Source organism: Robertmurraya sp. DFI.2.37 (assembly GCF_029211245.1).
GTDB lineage: Bacteria > Bacillota > Bacilli > Bacillales > Cytobacillaceae > Robertmurraya > Robertmurraya methanolica_A.
Genome location: NZ_JARGEJ010000779.1, coordinates 1 through 292 on the forward strand (window position 1 = coordinate 1; position 292 = coordinate 292).

At 38.7% G+C, this 292-nt stretch carries 1 protein-coding gene; it reads right to left on the reverse strand.

The window, feature by feature from the left end; genetic code table 11:
• A partial coding sequence (locus tag PZE06_RS28600) for a PAS domain S-box protein (RefSeq protein ID WP_275792484.1) occupies window positions 1-274 on the reverse strand: 274 nt, incomplete at its 3' end.
• Window positions 275-292: the final 18 nt, after the last annotated feature.

Genomic DNA, 292 nt, shown 5'->3' on the forward strand with positions numbered 1-292 from the left:
CTTGTCCACCGCCAATTGTTTTCCAAAGTGATTGAAAAAACTCTTTTGGGTGGTAACCTGAGTTCAAAATTCGATGATTTTGACCGATTAATTCATCCTCTGTGTATATCGAAATCTCAACAAATTTGTCATTCACATAAGTAATCGTCCCTCTTGCATCTGTTATCGCCACGATCGATGACTCATCAAGCGCTTCTTTAATATCCTTTAAATTAGAATCAGAGTCAGCAAGTCTTTTGCTTACAAGAGCACTTGAACCTATTAAGCCGCTCATGATCATGACAGCGACGAT